The 16,481-nt window shown below is 69.7% G+C and carries 21 protein-coding genes; 15 read left to right on the top strand and 6 right to left on the bottom strand.

Annotation, left to right across the window (positions count from 1 at the left end; translation table 11 throughout):
• The first annotated feature begins 40 nt into the window (after positions 1-40).
• On the top strand, positions 41-517 hold the full coding sequence (locus ACVFYP_RS19005; RefSeq protein WP_499201769.1) for a GNAT family N-acetyltransferase: 477 nt from the start codon (positions 41-43) through the stop codon (positions 515-517).
• Positions 514-1,830: a hypothetical protein gene (locus ACVFYP_RS19010; protein WP_499201770.1), complete on the top strand. Its 1,317-nt coding sequence runs from the start codon at positions 514-516 to the stop codon at positions 1,828-1,830. The genes ACVFYP_RS19005 and ACVFYP_RS19010 overlap by 4 nt, the downstream gene beginning before the upstream one ends.
• Here ACVFYP_RS19010 and ACVFYP_RS19015 read toward each other — a convergent pair.
• Complete coding sequence (locus ACVFYP_RS19015; RefSeq protein ID WP_499201771.1) at positions 1,827-2,306, bottom strand: MaoC family dehydratase; 480 nt, start codon at positions 2,304-2,306, stop codon at positions 1,827-1,829. The genes ACVFYP_RS19010 and ACVFYP_RS19015 overlap by 4 nt on opposite strands.
• On the bottom strand, positions 2,303-3,229 hold the full coding sequence (locus ACVFYP_RS19020; protein ID WP_499201772.1) for a DMT family transporter: 927 nt from the start codon (positions 3,227-3,229) through the stop codon (positions 2,303-2,305). The genes ACVFYP_RS19015 and ACVFYP_RS19020 overlap by 4 nt, the downstream gene beginning before the upstream one ends.
• Positions 3,230-3,266: 37 nt before the next feature.
• On the opposite strand from ACVFYP_RS19020, the gene ACVFYP_RS19025 reads away from it, so the two are divergent.
• Genes ACVFYP_RS19025 through metC form a run of 4 tightly spaced genes read left to right on the top strand, consistent with a single transcriptional unit; the run spans position 3,267 to position 6,701 of the window.
• Positions 3,267-3,935 carry an NUDIX domain-containing protein gene (locus tag ACVFYP_RS19025; protein ID WP_499201773.1) on the top strand — a complete coding sequence of 223 codons (669 nt, stop codon included), beginning with the start codon at positions 3,267-3,269 and terminating at the stop codon, positions 3,933-3,935.
• Positions 3,935-4,654, top strand: a complete 720-nt coding sequence (locus ACVFYP_RS19030) for an alanyl-tRNA editing protein (RefSeq protein WP_499201774.1) — start codon at positions 3,935-3,937, stop codon at positions 4,652-4,654. The genes ACVFYP_RS19025 and ACVFYP_RS19030 overlap by 1 nt, the downstream gene beginning before the upstream one ends.
• 5 nt (positions 4,655-4,659) lie before the next feature.
• A complete protein-coding gene (locus ACVFYP_RS19035; protein ID WP_499201775.1) occupies positions 4,660-5,505 on the top strand; it encodes a sulfurtransferase in 846 nt (281 codons plus the stop codon).
• The gene (gene metC, locus ACVFYP_RS19040; RefSeq protein WP_499201776.1) at positions 5,505-6,701 is read left to right on the top strand and encodes a cystathionine beta-lyase; all 1,197 of its coding nucleotides are present in this window, start codon (positions 5,505-5,507) and stop codon (positions 6,699-6,701) included. The genes ACVFYP_RS19035 and metC overlap by 1 nt, the downstream gene beginning before the upstream one ends.
• A 30-nt stretch (positions 6,702-6,731) precedes the next feature.
• Here metC and ACVFYP_RS19045 read toward each other — a convergent pair whose 3' ends face one another.
• The gene (locus ACVFYP_RS19045) at positions 6,732-7,094 is read right to left on the bottom strand and encodes a helix-turn-helix domain-containing protein (protein ID WP_499201777.1); all 363 of its coding nucleotides are present in this window, start codon (positions 7,092-7,094) and stop codon (positions 6,732-6,734) included.
• 73 nt (positions 7,095-7,167) lie between these two features.
• Entirely contained in the window at positions 7,168-7,671 is a 504-nt protein-coding gene (locus ACVFYP_RS19050) for a Fur family transcriptional regulator (protein ID WP_499201778.1), read from the bottom strand.
• Positions 7,672-7,734: 63 nt separating this feature from the next.
• On the opposite strand from ACVFYP_RS19050, the gene hisI reads away from it, so the two are divergent.
• The 4 genes from hisI to ACVFYP_RS19070 all read left to right on the top strand — a co-directional run bounded on the left by hisI (position 7,735) and on the right by ACVFYP_RS19070 (position 10,346).
• On the top strand, positions 7,735-8,190 hold the full coding sequence (gene hisI / locus ACVFYP_RS19055) for a phosphoribosyl-AMP cyclohydrolase (RefSeq protein ID WP_499201779.1): 456 nt from the start codon (positions 7,735-7,737) through the stop codon (positions 8,188-8,190).
• On the top strand, positions 8,187-9,227 hold the full coding sequence (locus ACVFYP_RS19060) for a CobW family GTP-binding protein (protein ID WP_499201780.1): 1,041 nt from the start codon (positions 8,187-8,189) through the stop codon (positions 9,225-9,227). Before hisI ends, ACVFYP_RS19060 begins: the two co-directional genes overlap by 4 nt.
• A gap of 96 nt (positions 9,228-9,323) precedes the next feature.
• The gene (locus ACVFYP_RS19065; RefSeq protein WP_499201781.1) at positions 9,324-9,974 is read left to right on the top strand and encodes a GOLPH3/VPS74 family protein; all 651 of its coding nucleotides are present in this window, start codon (positions 9,324-9,326) and stop codon (positions 9,972-9,974) included.
• 39 nt (positions 9,975-10,013) lie between these two features.
• Positions 10,014-10,346, top strand: coding sequence for an STAS domain-containing protein (locus tag ACVFYP_RS19070; RefSeq protein WP_499201782.1), 333 nt, complete (start codon positions 10,014-10,016; stop codon positions 10,344-10,346).
• A gap of 60 nt (positions 10,347-10,406) precedes the next feature.
• On the opposite strand, the gene ACVFYP_RS19075 is transcribed toward ACVFYP_RS19070, so the two are convergent.
• Positions 10,407-10,664, bottom strand: a complete 258-nt coding sequence (locus tag ACVFYP_RS19075) for a SemiSWEET family sugar transporter (protein WP_499201783.1) — start codon at positions 10,662-10,664, stop codon at positions 10,407-10,409.
• 46 nt (positions 10,665-10,710) lie between these two features.
• On the opposite strand from ACVFYP_RS19075, the gene ACVFYP_RS19080 reads away from it, so the two are divergent.
• The 4 genes from ACVFYP_RS19080 to ACVFYP_RS19095 are packed head-to-tail and all read left to right on the top strand — an operon-like array spanning position 10,711 to position 13,755.
• Positions 10,711-11,307: a GNAT family N-acetyltransferase gene (locus tag ACVFYP_RS19080; protein WP_499201784.1), complete on the top strand. Its 597-nt coding sequence runs from the start codon at positions 10,711-10,713 to the stop codon at positions 11,305-11,307.
• Entirely contained in the window at positions 11,304-12,203 is a 900-nt protein-coding gene (locus ACVFYP_RS19085) for a carbon-nitrogen hydrolase family protein (protein ID WP_499201785.1), read from the top strand. Before ACVFYP_RS19080 ends, ACVFYP_RS19085 begins: the two co-directional genes overlap by 4 nt.
• On the top strand, positions 12,200-13,342 hold the full coding sequence (gene lpxB / locus ACVFYP_RS19090) for a lipid-A-disaccharide synthase (protein ID WP_499201786.1): 1,143 nt from the start codon (positions 12,200-12,202) through the stop codon (positions 13,340-13,342). Before ACVFYP_RS19085 ends, lpxB begins: the two co-directional genes overlap by 4 nt.
• Positions 13,339-13,755, top strand: a complete 417-nt coding sequence (locus ACVFYP_RS19095) for a GNAT family N-acetyltransferase (protein WP_499201787.1) — start codon at positions 13,339-13,341, stop codon at positions 13,753-13,755. The genes lpxB and ACVFYP_RS19095 overlap by 4 nt, the downstream gene beginning before the upstream one ends.
• 32 nt (positions 13,756-13,787) lie before the next feature.
• Here the strand turns inward: ACVFYP_RS19095 and ACVFYP_RS19100 are convergent, their stop codons facing one another.
• Positions 13,788-14,723 (bottom strand): Gfo/Idh/MocA family protein, encoded by a 936-nt coding sequence (locus ACVFYP_RS19100; protein WP_499201788.1) that lies wholly within the window; start codon positions 14,721-14,723, stop codon positions 13,788-13,790.
• Positions 14,724-14,875: 152 nt separating this feature from the next.
• Here ACVFYP_RS19100 and secD point away from each other — a divergent pair, with 152 nt between their 5' ends.
• A complete protein-coding gene (secD, locus tag ACVFYP_RS19105) occupies positions 14,876-16,459 on the top strand; it encodes a protein translocase subunit SecD (RefSeq protein ID WP_499201789.1) in 1,584 nt (527 codons plus the stop codon).
• Positions 16,460-16,481: the final 22 nt, after the last annotated feature.

Genomic DNA, 16,481 nt, shown 5'->3' on the forward strand with positions numbered 1-16,481 from the left:
CATTTGCCGCGCCGCAACACGTCACAAGGAGCGGCGCCGCATGGCCGATGAGGTAGAGGACGCGCCAGAGGCCGGGCCGCAGATCATGCGGCCGGATGCGGGCGTCGAGATCCATGAGGACAATTTCCCGGAGCTCGATGCGGTCGCGGCCATCCAGCGCGGGCTGCACACCTTCAACCAGGAAATGGGCGGCCCCTATGACCGGGAGCCGGTGACGCTGCTGGCCCGAGGGCCGGATGGCACGGTGCGCGGCGGACTGCTCGGCCTGACCTTCTGGGGCTGGCTGTTCGTCGACTGGATGTGGCTGTCGCGGGAGCTGCGCGGCAAGGGCGTCGGCTCCGAACTGTTGATGCGGGCGGAACGCATCGCCCGCGAACGCGGCTGCGGCCAGGCCTATACGGACACCTTCAGTTTCCAGGCGCCGGATTTCTGGCTGCGCAACGGCTATACGGAATTCGGCCGGCTGGACGGCATGCCCGCCGGCCATGCGCGGGTATGGTTCAAGAAGACACTGTGATTCAATACGACGCCGTGAAGCCCGAATTCATCGTCCATATCGGCCAGTCGAAGACCGGCACCTCCTCCATCCAGCGGGTGCTGGGCGGGCAGCGTGCGGCCTTGGCGAAGCTGGGCATCTGCTACCCCACCTCCCCCGGCTGGGCCAATCACGGCATGCTGCCCGCCTCCCTGGTGCCGCTCTCGCGGCTGGGTCATTTCAATCCGGCGCTGTGGGACGGCATTGGGGCGGAGGCGCGGCTGGCGCAGTTCCGCCGGGACTTCGCGGCGGAGATGGCGGGGCTGCCGCCGACCACGCGGCTGGTGATCCTCTCCGCCGAGCAATGCGGCGGGCTGCTGACCAATGAGGAGGAAATCGGCCGGCTGCGCGACTTGCTGACCCCCCTCGCCTCGCGCATCCGCATCGTGATCTATCTGCGCCGGCAGGATCAGCATGTGGCCAGCAGCTACACCCAGGCGCTGCGCGTCGCCGCCATTCAGCCGCCGACCTTGCCGCAGCAGGGGCCGGACCGGCTGCCGCATTACGATTACCGCCTGCTGCTCGACCGCTGGGCCAAGGTCTTCGGCGAGGCGGCAATGGTCGTGCGCATCTTCGACCGCGCCCGGCTGGTGAATGGCGATGCGGTGGATGACTTCCTGGCGCTGTGCGAGGCGCCGCTCGCCGTGCCGCCGGACCATCCCGACCGGCAGAGCAACCTCTCCGTCACCCCCGCGGCCATCGACCTGCTGCGCGCGATGGGGGAGCGGCTGAAGGCGCGGCCCGAGGGGCTGACCGCCTCCTCCCTGCTCTGGCGACGCTTCACCGGCGCGGTGTCCGATGCCCTGCCCGGCCGCGGCTGGCAGCCCCATCCCGCCGAGGCGGCCGCCTTCCTGGCGCGCTTCGCAGAGGCGAATGAAGCGGTGCGGCAGCGCTGGTTCCCCGACCAGCCGAGCCTCTTCGCCCCCCTCACCCCGCCCGCCGATGCCCCGCCACCGCCGCCCGGCCCGCCCGCCATCGACCGCACCTCGGCGCTGGAGGCGGCCTGCCAGGTGCTGGAATCGCATCTCGGCGCGGCGGCGCGGCGCGAGGCGGAGCACTTTGTGCATGTCGGCCGGCTGCATGAGCGGCTGGGCGAGGCAGGCCCGGCGGCCAATGCCTTCCGGGCGGCGCTGCGCGTGGTGCCCGACCATGCCATGGCGCATCAGCATCTGGCGGAAGCCGCGATCCGGGCCGGGAAGAAGGAGGCTGCGAAGCCGCATCTGGCGGTGCTGCGCCGTGCCCATCCGGACCATGCCGCGACCCGGCGCGTGGCGGAGCTTCTGGGCGAGGCTTAAGGGCGCTTGCGCAGCAGGTAGCGGTGCCGGCCTTCCATCACCAGCACGCCCTTCTGGTTGTGCACAGTGCTGCGCAGGCCGACCACGCCGGTGGTCCGGTTCGGCGTCAGCTCATCGACCTCCAGGCAGGGATAGACCGTGTCGTCGAGGAAGACCGGCTGCAGGAAGCGGCTGGATTGTTCCAGGAAAGCCTTCAGCGACTCCTGCACCAGATGCGGGAAGATGCCGGCCCCGGCGGCCGTCTGGATCGCCACCTGGAAGCCATGCGCCAGCATGTCCGGCAGGCCGTGGGCGCGGCAGTAGTCCCGGTCGTAATGGATCGGGTGGTTGTCGCCGCTGGCTGCCTGGAAGGCCAGGAAGACGGCGCTGGTCATGGTGCGGCTGGGCAAGGGGAAGCGCTCGCCGAGCCGGAAATCCTCGAACCAGCGCTGCTCCGCGATCATGCGGTGGGCGCGCGGATCGAAGGCCTCCGTCATCGCCGCGCCTCCGCCGCCCGCACCACCTCGCGCCGCCAGATGTAGAGGCCCGCGCCGACCAGCACGCCAAAGCCCGCGAGTTCGAAGCCATCGGGCCATTCGGACCAAACCAGGATGCCCACCAGCATGGTCCAGATCAGGCCGGAATATTCGAAGGGCGCGAGCAACGTCGTCTCCCCTCGCCGATAGGCCGCCGTCATCAGCAATTGCGCGACGGCGGAGACGCAGCCGATGCCGCCCAGCAGCAGCCATTCGCGCGGGGATGGCGTGACCCAGACCGGGATGGTGCCGATCCCGGCCAGGGTGGCGGAGCAAATTGCGAACCAGAAGACGATGGACACGCCGGGCTCCCCGGCCTCCCCCATCTTGCGGATGCTGAGCATGGCCATGGCCCAGCCGAAGGCGCCCAGCAGCACCAGGCCGACACTGAACACCGGCAGCGCCGCCCCGCCAAAGCCCGGGCGGACCATCAGCAGCACGCCGCCGAAGCCCACCACCACCGCGGACCAGCGACGCCAGCCCACCTTCTCCCCCAGCAGCACGGTGGACAGCGCCGTCAGGAACAGCGGCATGGTGAAGCCCAGCGCCGTGGCGGTCGCCAGCGGCAGATAGACGAAGCCATGGAAGGCGCCGACCATGCCGCACATGCCCCAGAAGGTGCGCTCCACATGGCGCCAGGGCAGCCTGGTGCGCAGCAGATGAAAGCCGCCGGCCTGCGCCACCATCAGCAGCAGCAGCGGCAGAGCGAAGAAATTGCGGAACAGGATGATCTGCGGCAGCGGAATCGCCGGCCCGATCGACTTCACCAGCGCGGCGGAGACGACGAAGGCGGCCGAGGCGCCCAGCACCAGAAGGATGCCGCGGCGCCGCGCGGCGGCGAGGCCCGGAGAAACGGGGGGGATGATCGGGGGGATGCGGGACATGGACGTTCCTGATGCCCAAGGGTAGGGTCGGCCGGGCATGAGCGCCAGCCCGCCCCCTCCCCCCGACACGCCATCCCGCCACCCAAAGGCCCCGCCGATCCCGCCCTGGCCGGGGCTGGAGGTGTTGGAAGATGAGGTTGTCTGGGGCCAGCGCTTCGCTTTGCAGCGCGTGCGCTTCCGTTATGCCCGCTTCGACGGCTCGCCCTCCGGCGTCCTGACCTGGGAATTGTGGCGGCGCGGCCAGGGCGTTCTGATCCTGCCCTATGACCCGGCGACCGACCGAATCGCCATGATCGAGCAGTTCCGCCTGCCGGCCCTGGCCGCCGGTCTGGCGCCGGTGATGACCGAATGCCCAGCCGGGCTGCTGGAAGCGGGCGAGGACCCGGTGCTGTCCGCCGGCCGCGAACTGGCCGAGGAAACCGGCCTCACGGCGCTGGCGATGGAAACCATGGGTCGCTTCCAACTGATGCAGGGCGGTTGCGACGAGGTGGTGCATTTCCACTGCGCCCGGGTCGATCTGGCCCATGCCACGGCCAGCACCCATGGCCTCGCCACCGAGCATGAGGAAACACGGGTGCTGCTGCTGCCGGCGGAGGAGGCCTTCCGCATGGTGGCCGACAACCGCATCCAGAACGCACCGGCCGCCCTCGCCCTGCTGTGGTTGCAGGCGAACCGCGCCAGGCTGTGCGAGCAATGGAAAGACTGATGACGACCGAGCCGCTTTTCACCGAAGACGCCTATCTCCGTGAGACAACCGCCCGCGTGATCGCCGCCGATGAGCGTGGCGTGGTGCTGGACCGCACCGTCTTCTACGCCCGCAGCGGCGGCCAGCCCGGCGATACCGGCACGCTGCGCTGGGATGGCGGAGAGGCCACGGTCGCCGAGGCCACCAAGGGTGAGGCCGGCGCCATCCTGCACACCCTCGCCCCCGGCGCGGCCCTGCCGCCGGTGGGGGCGGAGGTTCTGGCCAGCCTCGACTGGGCGCGGCGCCACCGGCACATGCGCATGCACACCACCCTGCATCTGCTGTGCAGCGTGCTGCCCGGCATATATGCGACCGGCAACCAGATCGGCGCCGAGAAGTCCCGCCTGGACTTCGACCTGCCCGATCCGCCGGCCAAGGAATGGTTCACCGAACAGCTCGCCGCCCTGGTCGCCGCCGACCATCCGACCGGCACGAGTTGGATCACGGAAGCCGAGCTGGACGCCAATCCGCAGATGGTTCGCACCCTGTCCGTGCAGCCGCCGCGCGGCGCCGGGCGCATCCGCCTGGTGCGCATCGGGCCGGAAGGCTCGCCCGTGGACCTGCAACCCTGTGGCGGCACCCATGTGCGCAGCACCGGGGAGATCGGGCGGGTGGAGGTCTCCAAGCTGGAAAGCAAGGGCCGCCAGAACCGCCGCATCCATATCGTGCTGGGAGAATGAAACCCATGGACCTGCTGGTATCCACGGAATGGCTGGCGGCCGAGCTCGGCAAGCCCGACCTCGTCGTGCTGGACTGCACGACCTATCTGCCGAATGAGCAGGGCAATGCGCCGGACGGTTTCCGCAAGGCGCATATCCCGGGCGCGCTGCTGTTCAACATCGACCAGATCGCCGATCCCGATAGCAGCCTGCCGCACATGATCCCCACCCCGGCGCGGTTCGAGAAGCTGATGGGCGCGCTCGGCGTGGGCAATGACACGCGCGTCGTCTTCTACGACCAGCACGGGCTGCGTGCCTCCCCGCGCGGCTGGTGGATGATGCGGCTGTTCGGGCATGAGAAGGCCGCGGTGCTGGATGGCGGGTTGCTCAAGTGGCAGCGCGAGGGTCGTCCGGTCGAGACCGGCGAAGCTACCGCCAAGACCTCCGCGACCTTCGTGGCCGACCTCATCGCCCGCCGCCTGGCCGGCATCGGCGATATCAAGCGCATTGTCCGCCAGGGTGGGGGCGAGGCGCTGATCCTCGATGCGCGGTCCAAGGCCCGCTTCGACGGCACCGCGCCGGAACCGCGCCCAGGCCTGCCTTCCGGCCATATGCCCGGCGCGAAATCCCTGCCGGCCGCCGATCTGGTGGGGCCTGATGGGACGATGAAAGATGTGGCGACGCTGCAGGCGATGTTCGCCGAACGCGGCGCCGACGACACCCGGCCGATCGTCACCTCCTGCGGCACCGGGGTCACCGCCTGCGTCGTGGCGCTGGGTGCGCTGCGGGCCGGCCTGCCTGAACCCGCCGTCTATGACGGCTCCTGGACTGAATGGGCGAGCCGCCCGGAAACCCCCAAGGACGTAACCTGATGCCCGACGACGCCCCCGGCGATAAGACCCACGGCTTCGCCACCCGCATGTCACATGCGGCGCGGCCGCCGATCCGCGCGCTCAGCTTCGTCAACCCGCCGGTGCATCGCGGCTCCACCGTCACTTCCCCCTCCTGCGAGGCGCGACGCGAGAATGGGAAGCGCCGCTTCGAGCGGGTGCTGACCTATGGCACCCAGGGCGGCCCGACCCATTGGCAGCTGGAGGATGTGGTCGCCGAGATCGAGGGCGGCACGCATTGCACCATCACCGGCACCGGCCTGTCCGCCGTGACCGTGCCGCTGATGGCCTGGCTGAAGTCCGGCGATCGCTGCCTGATGCCCGACAGCGTCTATGGCCCCGCGCGCAACCTGGCGGAGAATGTGCTGCCCGGCTGGGGCGTGGAGACGCAGTTCTACGACCCCTGCATCGACGCCGAGGGGCTGGAGAAGCTCTGGACCCCGAACACCAGGGTCCTCTATCTCGAGAGCCCCGGCAGCCACACCTTCGAGGTGCAGGACGTGCCGGCGCTGACCGCGGTGGCGAAGCGCCACGGCGCCATCAGCATGATCGACAACACCTGGGGCATCCACAGCTTCCAGCCCTTCGCCCATGGCTGCGACGTCTCGATCCAGGCGCTGACGAAATATGTCGGCGGGCATTCGGACATCCTGCTGGGCTCCGTCACCGTGGCCAGCCAGGAGCATCACCACATCGTCCGCGGCATGTCCTCGGCGCTCGGCCATTATGCCAGCCCGGATGACTGCTGGCTGGCGCTGCGCGGCGTGCGGACCATGCCGGTGCGGCTGAAGCACCAGTCGGAAAGCTCGCTCCAGGTCGCGGCCTGGCTCGCGACGCGGCCGGAGGTGATGGAGGTGCGCCATCCCGCACTGCCGGGCGCGCCGGGGCATGAGATCTGGAAGCGCGACTTCGATGGCGGCTGCTCGCTGTTCGGCATCGTCTTCCAGCCGCGCTACACGGAGGCGGATATCTTCCGCTTCGTCGACGGGCTGAAGCTGTTCGGCATCGGCGCGAGCTGGGGCGGCTATGAATGCCTGGCGCTGCCGACCAATGGCCAGCTGGTGCGCAAGGTGACGCCGGCGCTGCCGGGCCAGGCGGTGCGGCTGCATATCGGGCTAGAGGAGGTGGCGGATATCATCGCCGACCTCGAACAGGGCCTGACGCTGCTGCCGCAATAGCGGACCGCGAAACCTGACGGCCAACGGCCGTCAGGATAGCCGGAAGGCCAGGATCGCTTTCACATAAGCGGCGAAACCGGTCTCCCCTTCCGGGGTCAGACCATAGAGCTGCGTCTTGCCGATGCGGCGGGATGCTTCGACGGTGCCGGCCTGGTCCAGCCGCTTCAGCACCAGCCGCACGGTCGGGCCGCTATAGCCACTGGCGGCGGCGAGTTGGTCGACGGACAGCGCCGCTCCGGACCCCGACGCCAGGATCTCCTCATAGAGCAGCAGGCCTACATCGAAAGCGATGCGGCTGTTGCGTACCCCGGTGTGGCCATCCAGCCGCCGCAGGTCCCGCAACAGCCGAAGCGCGGCCTCGTGGCCATCCAGCACGTCCCGACCTTGGGTCATGCATGGCTTCTGACATATCAGAACAAGATTGCAACGTTCTCAATTCAACAAAATTGACAACGCGCCATGACATTCACGCGGCACTGGCCTCCGCAGGCCGCGCCGCGGCAGCGCAGCGGGCGCAAAGGCCCTCGACCTCCACCATGGTCCGGTGCGGCACGAAACCCTGGCGGGCGGCGGCGGCGGCCAGGGCAGCCAGAGTGGCGGGATCGCAGATCTCCGCCGTAGTGCCGCATTGGCCGCAGATCAGGAACTGGTGCGGATGGTCGTGCCCGTGGGCATGGCCGTGGCCGGCCTCATCGCAGCCGATGAAGGCGTTCAGCCGCTCCACCTTGTGGATCAGCCCCTGAGCCAGCAGGAAATCCAGCGCGCGGTAGATGGTGGGCGGCGCCGCACCGCGCCGGGCGCCGCGCAGCTGGTCCAGCAGCGCATAGGCGCCGATCGGCTGTCCCGATTGCAGGACCAGACGCAGCACCTGCCGCCGCAGCTCCGTCAACTGGGCACCATGGCGCTGGCAGGTCGCGGCGGCCTGGTCCAGCTGGGCTTCCAGCCGCTGGTCATCCCTCGCCTGCGCCATCGCGATTTCTCCTCATCCGGGGGGCGGTAGGCATCCCCCGCGCCTCCCATATAATGCCTTCCCATGATCGACACACCCACCCAGCCGGCCACCCTCAATGCCCATAAGCTGGTCGAGGCCGTGCGCTTCGATGCGCGCGGCCTCGTCGCGTGTATCGCGCAGCAGCATGATACCGGGGAGGTGCTGATGATGGCCTGGATGAACCGGGAGGCGGTGGAAGAAACGCTGGCGACCGGCCGGGTCTGCTACTACAGCCGTTCCCGCCAGGGGCTTTGGCGCAAGGGTGAGACCTCTGGCCAGATCCAGAAGCTGGTGGAGCTGCGGCTGGATTGCGATGGCGACACGCTGCTGGCGCTGGTCGAGCAACACGGCGTCGCCTGCCACACCGGCCGCCGCAACTGCTTCTTCCGCGCCATGCGCGACGGCGAGCTGGCGACCATCGCGGAGCCGCTGATGGACCCGGAAGCGCTGTACGGCCAGCACCAGGGACACAGCCATGACGGGCACAGCCACGGATGAGCGGCCCGATCCCCGTCACGCTGCTCACCGGCTTCCTCGGCGCCGGCAAGACCACGCTGCTGAACGCCCTGCTGAAGCAGCCGGCCATGGCCAATACCGCCGTGCTCATCAACGAGTTCGGCGAGATCGGCCTGGATCACCTGCTGGTGGAACGGCTCGATGGCGACACGGTGCTGCTGAATGCCGGCTGCCTGTGCTGCACCATCCGCGGCGACCTGCTGACCGCGCTGGACGGCATCTGGGACCGGATGCTGGCGGGCCAGGCGGTGGCGCGGGTGGTGGTGGAGACCACCGGCCTCGCCGACCCCGCCCCCATCCTGCATACGCTGATGGCCGATCCGCGCATGGCGCGGCGATTCGTGCTGGATGGCGTGGTGACGCTGGTCGATGCCGCCACGGGCATGGCGACGCTCGACAGCCAGATCGAGGCGCTGCGCCAGGCCGCGGTGGCGGACCGGATCGTGCTCAGCAAGGTGGACCTCGCCTCGTCGGATGCTGTGGCGGCACTCACCGACCGATTGCTGATGCTGAATCCCACCGCGCCGATCCTGCCCGCCATCGCCGGCGATGTGCCGGCGGCGGCGCTGCTGGATGCCGGAGCCTATGACGCCTCCTCCAAGCTGCCGGATGTCGCCACCTGGATCGGCGCGGCGGCGCCGCATGGCCATCACCACCATCATCACCACGACCGCAATCGGCACGACCCACGCATCCAGGCACTGTGCCTGGAATTCGACAAGCCCTTGCCCTGGGCAGGCCTGGCCAGCTGGCTGGAGATGCTGGCGATGACGCGCGGCGCTTCCGTTCTGCGCATCAAGGGCCTGCTGGACCTCGTCGGCGAATCGCGGCCGGTGGTCATCCACGGCGTGCAGCACCTGTTCCATCCACCGACCCGCCTGCCCGCCTGGCCGGAGGGCACGCCGCGTCGGTCCAGGCTGGTCTTCATCCTGCGCGACCTGGACCCGCAGGTGGTGCGCGACGGTCTCGCCGCCTTCCTGCAGGCCGCGGAGCAGGAGGCGGCGCTGCAAGGCGATTGATGGCGGGCAGTTACGTTGACTTCACCCCCGCCGCGCGCTTCCCTGGCGCCCGCCGGGGCAGACATCCGGCTTGTGGCCAGGGAGCCTTGTGACGCCATGTCCTTGACGATGCCGGAGGAAATCCTCCTCCTGATGCTCGATGACGAAAGCGGGCGCTTGCAGGAGCGCGCGGCCCCCTCCGGCGACTATGCGATCGCCGGCGCCGTGCTCGCGGAGCTTGCGCTGGCCGGCCGCATCGACACCGACCCGACCCGCCTCTACGTGGTCAATCCGGCGCCGACCGGCGATGCGCTGATGGATCGCGCCCTGGCGCAGATCGTGGCCGCGCCGGAGACCGGCGACAGCCGCCACTGGATCGAAACGCTGGCCGCCGATGCTGACGAATATCGCGATGCGCTGTTCGAGCGGCTGGTCGCGAAGGGCATCCTGAAGCGCGTCGAGGGCCGCTTCCTCTGGGTCTTTCCGGAGCGCCGCTACCCGGTGATCTCCGACAAGGAGGAGCGGGAGGTGAAGGCGCGCATCATGGGCGTGCTGTTCCACGACGACATCCCCGATCCGCGCGACTCGATGCTGATCGGCCTGTGCCGCGCGGGTGGCCTGTTCTCCCTGATCCTCTCGACTCAGGAACTGGACAAGGTGCAGCCGCGCATCGACCAGGTGGCCGATCTTGAGGAATTGAACCGGTCCCTGGCGGATGCCATCCGGGAAATCTATGCGCAGATCGCGCGCTACGCGCCGATGGTCTAAGACAATCCGTAGACGCGAGCTCAGGACAGGACAGGCTTCATGGATATCTCGGAAAGCACCGACCAGGGCGTGAAGGTCGCCGCCCTGAAGGGCCGCCTCGACACCGCCACGGCCCCCACGGCGGAGACGAAGCTGCTCGCCCTGCTGGAGGGTGGCGCCAAGGTGGTGGCCGATCTGGCGGAGGTGCATTACGTCTCCTCGGCCGGGCTGCGCGTGCTGCTGAAGGCGGCGAAGCAGGCCAAGGCCATTGGCGGCAGCTTCGCGGTCGCCTCCCCCCAGGCGCCGGTGCGTGAGGTGCTGGAGATCAGTGGCTTCGACAAGATCCTGGCGATCCATCCGAGCCGCGACGCGGCTGTGGCCGCGCTGGCCTGATCTCCCGGCGCCTCTCGGCCCATGAAAAACCCCGCCACGGCGGGGTTTTTCATGGGCGGGTCAGCCACGCCGCAGCTTCACCCACAGGATGAAGCAGGTCAGTGGCACGGTGACGAGATTGGCCACCACCAGCCCCGTCGACCCCTTCATCACGCCATAGCCGAACCACAGCGTATTGCCGGCCACCAGCAGCACCAGCAGGGCCAGGGAGAAATCCCGCGCCGATCCGCTGCGCCAGGTCTTCCAGGCCTGCGGGATGAAGGCCGAGGTCGTCATCGCGCCGGCGACCAGCCCAATCGCCTCCACCGCCACATCCACGCGCGCGCTCTTTCCTGTCCGCCACGCGGCCCCTATGCATCGGGGCATGGCGGAAATCCATCTCACCTTCGAGACTTTGTCCGGCCCGGCGCTGCATCCCCTGCTGGCGGACCTCGCCCGGTTGCGCATCGCGGTCTTCCGGGAATGGCCCTACCTGTATGAGGGCGATGACGCCTATGAGCGGGGCTATATGCGCGCCTATGCCGATGCGCCGGGGGCCGCCATCGTGGTCTGCCGCGATGGCGACCAGGTGGTGGGGGCCGCGACCTGTGAGCCCATGGCGGAAGCCCATGCCCAGGTGCCGGCCGCCTTCCGCGCCGCCGGGATGGACCCGTCGCGCTTCTGCTATTTTGGCGAATCGGTGCTGCTGCCCGCCTATCGTGGCCGAGGCGCCGGGGTGCGCTTCTTCGCCGAGCGCGAGGCCCATGCCCGCCGCCTGTCCCTGCCCGAGGCCGCCTTCTGCGCTGTGACGCGCGCCGAGGACGATCCGCGCCGCCCAGCGGGACAGGTGCCGCTCGATGCCTTCTGGGGTAAGCGCGGCTATCAGCGAAGGCCGGATCTGAAGGTCATTTTTAACTGGAAGGAAATCGGACAAGACGCTGAATCCGCGCATGAACTCTTATTCTGGACCAAAACCCTTTGAGCGCCCCCCCGCCCCTGCCCTTGCGTCTCGGCCTGCTCGCCTGGCCGGTCGGTCAGCCCGCCTCGGTGGCGGAGTTCGAGGCGCGGCTGGACGGCTTCCTGGCCGAGGCGCGCGGCCGCGCCGATCTCTGCATCCTTCCGGAATATGCCTGCGTGGAACTGGGCGCGGCTCTGGCCGGCAATGTCGCGCCGGATGAGGCGACCGAACTCGCCGCCATGGTCGCCCATGCCGAGGCCATCCTGGCCGCGATGCGGGCCGCCGCCATGCGCGCCGGGGTCTGGCTGCTGCCGGGCACGCTGCCGATGCGGGCGGAGGATGGGCGCATCATCAACCGCGCCCCGCTGATCGCGCCGGATGGCCGGCTCGCCTTCCAGGACAAGCAGGCGATGACGCGCTTCGAGACCGAGCGTTGGGGCGTCGCCTCCGGCGCCACGCCCGCCGTCTTCGACACACCCTGGGGACGGATCGGTATCTCCATCTGCTATGACGTGGAATTCCCGAAGCACGCCCGCGCCCAGGTGGAGGCCGGCGCCTGGCTGATCCTCGCCCCCTCCTGCACCGACAGTTTGCGTGGGTTTGCCCGGGTGCGGATCGGGGCGGCGGCGCGGGCGCTGGAGAACCAGTGCTTCGTGGCGGTGACGCCGACGGTTGGCCTCGCGCCCTGGTCCGTGGCGCTGGATGAGAATCACGGCGAGGCGGCCATCTTCGGCCCGCCGGATCACGGCTTTCCGGAGGATGGCGTGGTCGCGGCCGGCGGCATGGATGCGCCGGGCTGGCTGTTCCACACGCTCGACCCCGCCCTGGTCGCGGAGGTGCGGGCGCATGGCGCGGTGCGCAACCATCGCGACTGGCCGCGACGCCCCGTCCCCGCCCCGCGCCCGGCGCGATTCGCATGAGCCTCGTCTATGTCGTGGCCGGTGAGGCCTCCGGCGACGTTCTGGGCGCCCGGCTGGTGGCGGCGCTGCGCGAGAGGCGGCCTGAGTTGGCCTTTGCCGGCATTGGCGGCGACCGGCTGGCGGAGCAGGGCCTGCAAAGCCTGTTCCCCATGCGCGAATTGGCGTTGATGGGGCTGATCGAGGTTCTGCCCAATATCCGCCGCCTCGCCCGCAGGCTGGACGAAACGGTGGCGGAAATCGCCGCGCGCCGCCCCGCCGTGGTGATCACCATCGACGCCCCCAGCTTCACCCTGCGCCTCGCGCAGCGCATCCGCCCGCTCGGCATTCCCGTGGTGCATTACGTGGCGCCGCAGATCTGGGCCTGGCGGCCGGGGCGGATCGCCAAGATCAAGGCGGCGGTGGACCACATCCTGTGCCTGCTGCCCTTCGAGCCCGTGATCTTCGAGGCCGCCGGCATCCCCGCCAGCTTCGTCGGCCATCCGGTGCTGGAATCCGGCGTCGATGCCGGCGATGCCGCCTGTTTCCGCGCCGCCCATCGGCTGGCGGCGGAAGCGCCAGTGCTGGTGGTGATGCCCGGCAGCCGGCGCAGCGAGGTGAAGCGCCTGCTGCCTGTCTTCGGCGCCGCGCTGCGCCTGGTGGCGGATCGCGTGCCGGGTCTGGTGGCCGCGCTGCCGGTCTCGACGGTGGTGGCGGAGGCGGTGGCGGCGGGCACAAGGGACTGGCCGGTGCGGCCGATCCTGCTGACGGATCTGGCCGGCAAGCACGACGCCTTCGCGGCCGCCTCCGCCGGGCTGATCAAGTCAGGTACCTCCAGCCTGGAGATGGCGGTGGCGGGCGTGCCGCATCTGGTGGCCTACAAGGTCAATCCCATCACCGCCGCCATCGTCCGCCGCCTCGTCCGGGTGCCTTTTGCCAGCCTGGTGAACCTGCTGGCGGAGCGGCAGGTGGTGCCGGAGTATTTGCAGGAGGGGGCGACGCCGGAGGCCTTGGCGGAAGGCCTTACCGGCCTGCTGACCGACCCCGCCCAGGCGGCGGCCCAGCACGCCGGCTTCGCCGAGATGCTGGCCAAGCTGCGCCCGCCCGAGGGGTTGCCGAGCGCCGCAGCGGCCGAAGTGGTGCTACGGCAGATGGCGCCATGATCGCGCTGCGCCCGCCGGTGCCCGGCGATGTGCCGCAGATGCGCGGGCTGTTGGACCAGCTCGGCTATCAGGTGACGGAAGCCGATCTGCTCGTCCGCCTCGCGGGCGTGTCGCCGGAGGATCTGGTGCTGGTGGCAGAGCAGGATGCGCGGCTGCGCGGCGTGATTGCCCTGCACCGGGCTACGATCCTGCATGCTGGTCCCGTCGCCAGGATCATGACGCTGGTGGTGGATGAGGCCGCGCGCGGCGGCGGGGTGGGGCGCTTGCTGCTGGAAGCCGGCGCCGCCTGGGCGAAGCAGGCGGGCTGCGACACGCTGGAGCTGACCTCCGGCAAGCAGCGGCTGCGGGCGCATGCATTTTATGAGGGGCTAGGGTTTTCGGCCTCGGGGCTGCGGCTGCATCGGGCATTGTAGGCGGGTCTTCCCCCCCCCCAACCCGAGGCTTTTCAGCCGATCGCGGCCTCCACGGCCAGCGCGACTTCCAGCGCCGCGATGCCTTCCGCCGCGCCGACCTCCACCGGGGCCGTCCCGGCGCAGGCCGCGGCAAAGCCAGCCTGTTCGGCTTCCAGGCTGTCATGGTCGGTCCAGCCGGCGCGATCAATGCCGTGATCTGGCATGTTCGCCACCGGCTCCGCCCCGCCCCGGCGCAACATGGCCAGGCCGCGATTGAGGAAATCGACACTCATCTCCCCCTCCCGCCCCAGCACCCGCAGCCGCCGCTCCATGGCCAGCGAGACGCGCGACGCGGTGATGGTCGCCGCCCGGCCGCCGGAAAAGCCCAGCCGGGCCACGGCGAAGTCGGCGTGATCGGACATCACCCGCGCGCCGACGGCCTCGACGCTGCGCGGTGCCTCCCCGGCCAGTTTCAGCACCAGGTCGATGTCATGGATCATCAGGTCCAGCACGACAGACACATCCAGGGAGCGCGGCCGGAAGGGGGCGACGCGCACCGCCTCCCAATGCACGGGCTGGCCGCCTTCCTGCGCCGCGACCACGGCGCGGAAGGCGGCGGAGAAGCGCTCGATATGGCCCACTTGCAGCACGCGGCCGCGTTCGGCGGCCAGGCCGGCCAGCGCCTGCGCCTCGGCCAGGGTGGCGGCGATCGGCTTTTCCATGAACAGATGCCGCCCGGCCTCCAGCACCTGGCGGCCCAAGGCGGCGTGGAAGCGCGTGGGGGCGGCGACGATCACCGCCTCCGCCGCCGCGATCGCCTCCGCCGCCGTCAAGGCGGGCACGCCGCATTCGGCGGCGACCGTGGCGGCCCGCGCCGGGTCGGCGTCATGCAGCGCGACCAGCCGCAGCGGCCCCTCCGCCCGCGCCGCCTTCAGCGCATGGAAGCGCCCGAAATGCCCGGCACCCAGCACCGCCACCCGCAAGGACATCCTGAAAACCCTTTCTTCAAGCCACGGGGTGATACTGCGTCACGCGCGGGCTTGCATCAGGGGGGGCCGCGCCGCATCTTCCGGCCCGGTGGCATCGCCCCCCGCATGGGGTAATAGGGCCGCTCCTTCACCATTGGGGTCTGGCTGCTTCCATGATGTATTTCGCCCGCTGGAAGGTGTTCGCCATCATCGGCGTCTGCCTCCTCGGCATCCTGGTCTCCCTGCCGAATGTCCTGCCGCGCAGCGTGCTGCCGGATTGGGCCCGCCAGATCAGTCTCGGCCTCGACCTGCGCGGCGGCAGCTACCTGCTGCTGGAAGTCGATACCTCCGCCATGGTGCGGGAGAGGCTGGAAGCGCTGGTCGATACCGCCCGGCGCGGCGCCAGCAGCGCCAATCCGCGCATTCTCTATACCGGCCTGGCGGCCAACCCGGCGGAGCGCCGGGTGACGCTGCGGGTTTCCGACCCTGCCCGCGCCGCCGACATGGCCCGCATCCTGCGTGATGCCGCCATCGTGGTGCCGGCCGGCGCCGGGGCGCAGCAGCCGGATATCGAAGTGACCACGGCCCCCGACGGCCAGGTTTCCGCCACGCTGACCGAGGTGGCGCTGCGCGCCAAGGCCGGCAATGCGGTGGAACAGTCGCTGGAGATCGTCCGCCGCCGCATCGACGAGACCGGCGTGGCGGAGGCGCTGATCGCCCGCCAGGGCGCCAACCGCGTGCTGGTGCAGTTGCCCGGCGTGGAAGACCCCGCCCGGATCAAGGCGCTGCTCGGCCAGACCGCGCGCATGACGTTCCATCTGCTGGACGAATCGGCCAATCTGCAGGCTCCGACACCGCCGCCGGGGACCATGTTCCTCGCTGGCGACCGCTTCCAGGAACGCTATGCGGTGCGCCGCCGCGTTGAAGTGGATGGCGCCAATCTGACCGATGCCCGCGCCGGCCAGGACCAGAACGGCCAGTGGGTGGTGAACTTCACCTTCGATTCCATCGGCACCCGCCGCTTTGCCGATGTCACCCGCCAGAATGTCGGCCGCCCCTTTGCCATCGTGCTGGATGACCGCGTGATCACCGCGCCCAACATCCGGGAGCCGATCACCGGAGGCCGCGGCCAGATCTCCGGCAGTTTCGACGTGCGCGGGGCCAACGACCTTGCCGTGCTGCTGCGCGCCGGCGCCCTGCCCGCGCCGCTGACGGTGGTGGAGGAACGGACCGTGGGGCCGGAGCTGGGGGCGGATGCGATCCGCGCCGGCATCATCTCCCTCGCCGTCGGGGCCAGCTTCGTCTTTCTTTATATGGGCCTAGCCTATGGCTTCCTGGGCTGGCTGGCGAATATCGCCCTGTTGGCCAATCTGGTCATCATGATCGGAATATTGTCGGTGATGGGCGCCACCCTGACCCTGCCCGGCATCGCCGGCATCGTGCTGACCCTCGGCACGGCGCTGGATGCGAATATCCTCATCAACGAACGAATAAGGGAGGAGGTGCGGAACGGGCGAACGCCCATCTCGGCCCTGGAACTGGGCTTCACCAAGGCCTCCGGCACCATCATGGACAGCAACCTGACCAATCTGATCGCCATGGGCTGCCTCTATGGCTTCGGCAGCGGTCCGATCAAAGGCTTCGCCGTGACCGTGGCGGTGGGCACCGTGGTGCAGATGTGGACCGCGACCGTGGTGGTGCGGCTGATGGTGTCGAGCTGGTATCGCCGCCGCCGCCCGCAGACGCTGCCCGTTTGATGCCAGCGGTCTGAGGAAAAAC

It is taken from the genome of Roseomonas sp. F4 (genome assembly GCF_053891155.1).

Bases quoted from the DNA above. Each gene is read 5' to 3' on its own strand.
- ACVFYP_RS19005 (WP_499201769.1), top strand. From the start codon at position 41: ATGGCCGATGAGGTAGAGGACGCGCCAGAGGCCGGGCCGCAGATCATG.
- ACVFYP_RS19015 (WP_499201771.1), bottom strand. From the start codon at position 2,306: ATGACGGAGGCCTTCGATCCGCGCGCCCACCGCATGATCGCGGAGCAG.
- ACVFYP_RS19020 (WP_499201772.1), bottom strand. From the start codon at position 3,229: ATGTCCCGCATCCCCCCGATCATCCCCCCCGTTTCTCCGGGCCTCGCC.
- ACVFYP_RS19025 (WP_499201773.1), top strand. From the start codon at position 3,267: ATGAGCGCCAGCCCGCCCCCTCCCCCCGACACGCCATCCCGCCACCCA.
- ACVFYP_RS19030 (WP_499201774.1), top strand. From the start codon at position 3,935: ATGACGACCGAGCCGCTTTTCACCGAAGACGCCTATCTCCGTGAGACA.
- ACVFYP_RS19035 (WP_499201775.1), top strand. From the start codon at position 4,660: ATGGACCTGCTGGTATCCACGGAATGGCTGGCGGCCGAGCTCGGCAAG.
- metC (WP_499201776.1), top strand. From the start codon at position 5,505: ATGCCCGACGACGCCCCCGGCGATAAGACCCACGGCTTCGCCACCCGC.
- ACVFYP_RS19045 (WP_499201777.1), bottom strand. From the start codon at position 7,094: ATGACCCAAGGTCGGGACGTGCTGGATGGCCACGAGGCCGCGCTTCGG.
- ACVFYP_RS19050 (WP_499201778.1), bottom strand. From the start codon at position 7,671: ATGGCGCAGGCGAGGGATGACCAGCGGCTGGAAGCCCAGCTGGACCAG.
- hisI (WP_499201779.1), top strand. From the start codon at position 7,735: ATGATCGACACACCCACCCAGCCGGCCACCCTCAATGCCCATAAGCTG.
- ACVFYP_RS19060 (WP_499201780.1), top strand. From the start codon at position 8,187: ATGAGCGGCCCGATCCCCGTCACGCTGCTCACCGGCTTCCTCGGCGCC.
- ACVFYP_RS19065 (WP_499201781.1), top strand. From the start codon at position 9,324: ATGTCCTTGACGATGCCGGAGGAAATCCTCCTCCTGATGCTCGATGAC.
- ACVFYP_RS19070 (WP_499201782.1), top strand. From the start codon at position 10,014: ATGGATATCTCGGAAAGCACCGACCAGGGCGTGAAGGTCGCCGCCCTG.
- ACVFYP_RS19080 (WP_499201784.1), top strand. From the start codon at position 10,711: ATGGCGGAAATCCATCTCACCTTCGAGACTTTGTCCGGCCCGGCGCTG.
- lpxB (WP_499201786.1), top strand. From the start codon at position 12,200: ATGAGCCTCGTCTATGTCGTGGCCGGTGAGGCCTCCGGCGACGTTCTG.
- ACVFYP_RS19095 (WP_499201787.1), top strand. From the start codon at position 13,339: ATGATCGCGCTGCGCCCGCCGGTGCCCGGCGATGTGCCGCAGATGCGC.
- ACVFYP_RS19100 (WP_499201788.1), bottom strand. From the start codon at position 14,723: ATGTCCTTGCGGGTGGCGGTGCTGGGTGCCGGGCATTTCGGGCGCTTC.
- secD (WP_499201789.1), top strand. From the start codon at position 14,876: ATGATGTATTTCGCCCGCTGGAAGGTGTTCGCCATCATCGGCGTCTGC.